Origin of the sequence: Streptomyces minutiscleroticus, assembly GCF_014650875.1 — a bacterium.
Lineage (GTDB): Bacteria > Actinomycetota > Actinomycetes > Streptomycetales > Streptomycetaceae > Streptomyces > Streptomyces minutiscleroticus.
In genome coordinates, this window is record NZ_BMVU01000152.1 from 1 (window position 1) to 3,405 (window position 3,405).

A 3,405-nucleotide genomic window follows, 5' to 3' on the forward strand; every position below is an offset into this window, starting at 1 on the left:
CGTACGAGGCGCTGCGCGCCTTCACCGACCGCGACCTGACGGTCCGCTTCGTCTCCAACGTGGACGGCGCCGACCTGCACGAGGCCGTGCGCGACCTCGACGCCGCCGAGACGCTGTTCATCGTCGCCTCCAAGACCTTCACCACGATCGAGACGATCACCAACGCCACCTCGGCCCGCGACTGGCTGCTCACCGAGCTGCGGGCGGGCCAGGACGCCGTCGCGCAGCACTTCGTGGCCCTGTCGACGAACGCCGGGAAGGTCGAGGAGTTCGGCATCGACACCCAGAACATGTTCGAGTTCTGGGACTGGGTCGGCGGGCGCTACTCGTACGACTCGGCGATCGGCCTGTCCCTGATGATCGCGATCGGCCCGGACCGCTTCCGCGAGATGCTCGACGGGTTCCGCCTGGTCGACGAGCACTTCCGCACCGCGCCCCCCGAGGAGAACGTGCCGCTGCTGCTCGGCCTGCTGGGCATCTGGTACGGCGACTTCCACGACGCGCAGTCGCACGCGGTGCTGCCCTACAGCCACTACCTCTCCAAGTTCACGGACTACCTCCAGCAGCTCGACATGGAGTCCAACGGCAAGTCCGTGGACCGCCAGGGCCGTCCCGTCCAGTGGCAGACGGGCCCGGTGGTCTGGGGCACCCCGGGCACCAACGGCCAGCACGCCTACTACCAGCTGCTGCACCAGGGCACGAAGCTGATCCCGGCCGACTTCATCGGCTTCGCCCGGCCGGTCGCGGACCTGCTGCCGGGCCTCATCGCCCAGCACGACCTGCTGATGGCCAACTTCTTCGCGCAGACCCAGGCCCTCGCCTTCGGCAAGACGGCCGACGAGGTGCGCGCCGAGGGCGTGCCCGAGGAACTGGTGCCGCACAAGACGTTCAAGGGCGACCGCCCGACGACCACCATCCTCGCCAAGGAGCTGTCGCCGTCGGTCCTGGGCCAGCTCGTCGCGCTGTACGAGCACAAGGTGTTCGTCCAGGGCGCGATCTGGAACATCGACTCCTTCGACCAGTGGGGCGTCGAGCTCGGCAAGGTCCTCGCCAAGCGGATCGAGCCCGCGCTGACCGAGGGCGCCGACGTGCCCGGCCTCGACGGGTCGACGAAGGCCCTGGTCGCCACGTACCGGGAGCTGCGCGGCCGGGCGTGACGGCCGCAGGCGCACCCGTTCCGGGCCCGCCGGCCCCGGCCCGGCCGCCGCGGCTCCGTGACGGGCGCGGGAGGCGGACGGCGGAGCCGTGCGGGACGGTGCGGGAACGACGTGGGGGCGGACCCGGAGCATCCGGGTCCGCCCCCACGCGTCGTACGACGTGCCGCTCAGCGCCTCACGGCGACGCCGGCGCGTACAGGTCGCGCGGCAGCCGGGACGCCGCCGTCGAGTCCAGGAGCATCAGCGTCCTGGACCGGCCGTACGCGCCCGCCGCCGGGGCCTGGACCTCGCCCGCGCCGGACAGGGTGATCGCCACGGCCTCCGCCTTGTCCTCGCCGGCCGCCAGCAGCCAGACCTCGCGCGCCGCCCGGATCGCCGGCAGCGTCAGCGTGATCCGGGTCGGCGGGGGCTTGGGCGCGCCGTGGACGGCGACGACCGTGCGCTCCGTCTCCCGCACCGCGGGCAGCTCCGGGAACAGGGACGCCACGTGCGTGTCCGGGCCGACGCCCAGCATGAGCACGTCGAAGGCGGGGACGCCCGCGTGGCTCTCGGGGCCCGCGGCCGCCGCGAGTTCGGCGGCGTACGCCGCGGCCGCCGCCTCGGCGTCGTCGCCGTACGGGCCGTTTGACGTGGGCATGGCGTGCACGCGCTTCGGGTCCAGCGGCACCGCGTCGAGCAGCGCCTCGCGGGCCTGGGTCTCGTTGCGCTCGGGGTCGCCCGCGGGCAGGAAGCGCTCGTCCCCCCACCACAGGTCGAGACGGGACCAGTCGACCGCGTCCCGGGCGGGGGCGTCGCGCAACGCGGCCAGCAGGCCGTTGCCGTTGCGGCCGCCGGTGAGCACGACGGACGCGGAGCCGGCCGAGGCCTGCGCGTCCACGATCTTCGTGATCAGCCGGGCGGCGGCCGCCTGGGCCATCAGGTCCTTGTCGCGGTGGACGACCAACTGAGGAGGAGTGCTCACTGTGCCGCCGCCTTCTCGCCCGGGGTTCCGACCGCCGCCGCTTCCGCCGCGCCCGCCCTGGCGCCCAGCCGTTCCACCCCGTACCGCAGCGCGGCCGCGTAGGTGTCGTCGGGGTCGAGCCGGCGCAGCTCCTCCGCGATCAGCTCGGACGTGCCGCGGCGCTTGAGCGCCACCGCGCGGGCGGGCTGGCCGTCGATGGAGAGGGTGGCGAGCGAGCCGTCCGCGCGGTCCAGGCAGATCGGCCCGCGGCTGGTGTCCATGCGGACCGCCGTGAGACCGGGGCCCGCGGACGTGGACCGCCGGACGGGGACGTCCAGCCGGTCCGCGAGCCACATCGCCAGCAGCTCGCAGCTCGGGTTGGACTCCTCGCCCTCCACCTCGACCGAGGTGACGTCGCAGGTCACCTGGTCCAGGGCCGCGGCCAGCATCGAGCGCCAGGGCGTGATGCGGGTCCACGACAGGTCCGTGTCGCCGGGCGTGTACGCGTCGGCGCGGGCGGCGAGCTCCCGCACGGGGTGCTCGGCGGTGTACGTGTCGGTGACGCGGCGCTGGCCGAGCGCGCCCAGCGGGTCCTGGGCGGGGTTGTCGGGGGCGTCCACCGGCCACCACACCACGACCGGCGCGTCGGGGAGCAGCAGCGGCAGGACGACCGACTGGGCGTGGTCGACGACCTCGCCGTACAGCCGCAGCAGGACGGTCTCGCCGGTGCCCGCCTCCGCGCCGACTCTGACCTCGGCGTCGAGGCGGGAGGCGGTGCGGTCGCGGGAGGTGCGCGAGACGCGCTTGATGACCACCAGGGTGCGCGAGGGGTGCTCGTGCGAGGCCTCCTCGGCGGCCCTGAGCGCGTCGTAGGCGTTCTCCTCGTCGGTGACGATGACGAGGGTGAGCACCATGCCGACGGCCGGGGTGCCGATCGCCCGGCGGCCCTGCACCAGCGCCTTGTTGACCTTGCCGGCCGTGGTGTCCGTGAGATCGATCTTCATGGGCGGCGCCAGCTCCGTCCGTCTCGTGCGAGCATCTCGTCCGCCTCGACGGGGCCCCAGGTGCCCGACGGGTACTGCGCCGGGGTGCCGTGGGTGTCCCAGTACTCCTCGATCGGGTCGAGGATCTTCCAGGACAGCTCGACCTCCTCCGTGCGGGGGAAGAGGTTGGAGTCGCCGAGCAGGACGTCCAGGATGAGGCGCTCGTACGCCTCGGGGCTGGACTCGGTGAAGGACTCGCCGTAGGCGAAGTCCATCGACACGTCCCGGATCTCCATCGAGGTGCCGGGCACCTTGGAGCCGAAGC

3 protein-coding genes and 1 pseudogene are annotated in these 3,405 nt (G+C 73.4%); 1 reads left to right on the forward strand and 3 read right to left on the reverse strand.

Translation table 11 applies throughout. The features are described from left to right. The coding region (gene pgi, locus IE271_RS40410) for a glucose-6-phosphate isomerase (protein ID WP_190195408.1) at positions 1-1,157 on the forward strand (1,157 nt) is incomplete at its 5' end. A gap of 175 nt (positions 1,158-1,332) precedes the next feature. Here pgi and pgl read toward each other — a convergent pair. From pgl to IE271_RS40425, 3 genes and pseudogenes are all read right to left on the reverse strand, one after another. Next, a complete protein-coding gene (gene pgl / locus IE271_RS40415) occupies positions 1,333-2,118 on the reverse strand; it encodes a 6-phosphogluconolactonase (protein ID WP_190195409.1) in 786 nt (261 codons plus the stop codon). Further along, entirely contained in the window at positions 2,115-3,101 is a 987-nt protein-coding gene (gene opcA, locus IE271_RS40420; RefSeq protein WP_190195410.1) for a glucose-6-phosphate dehydrogenase assembly protein OpcA, read from the reverse strand. The genes pgl and opcA overlap by 4 nt, the downstream gene beginning before the upstream one ends. Beyond that, positions 3,098-3,405: pseudogene (locus IE271_RS40425) on the reverse strand (glucose-6-phosphate dehydrogenase); the annotation flags it as partial. The pseudogene IE271_RS40425 and the gene opcA, both read right to left, overlap by 4 nt.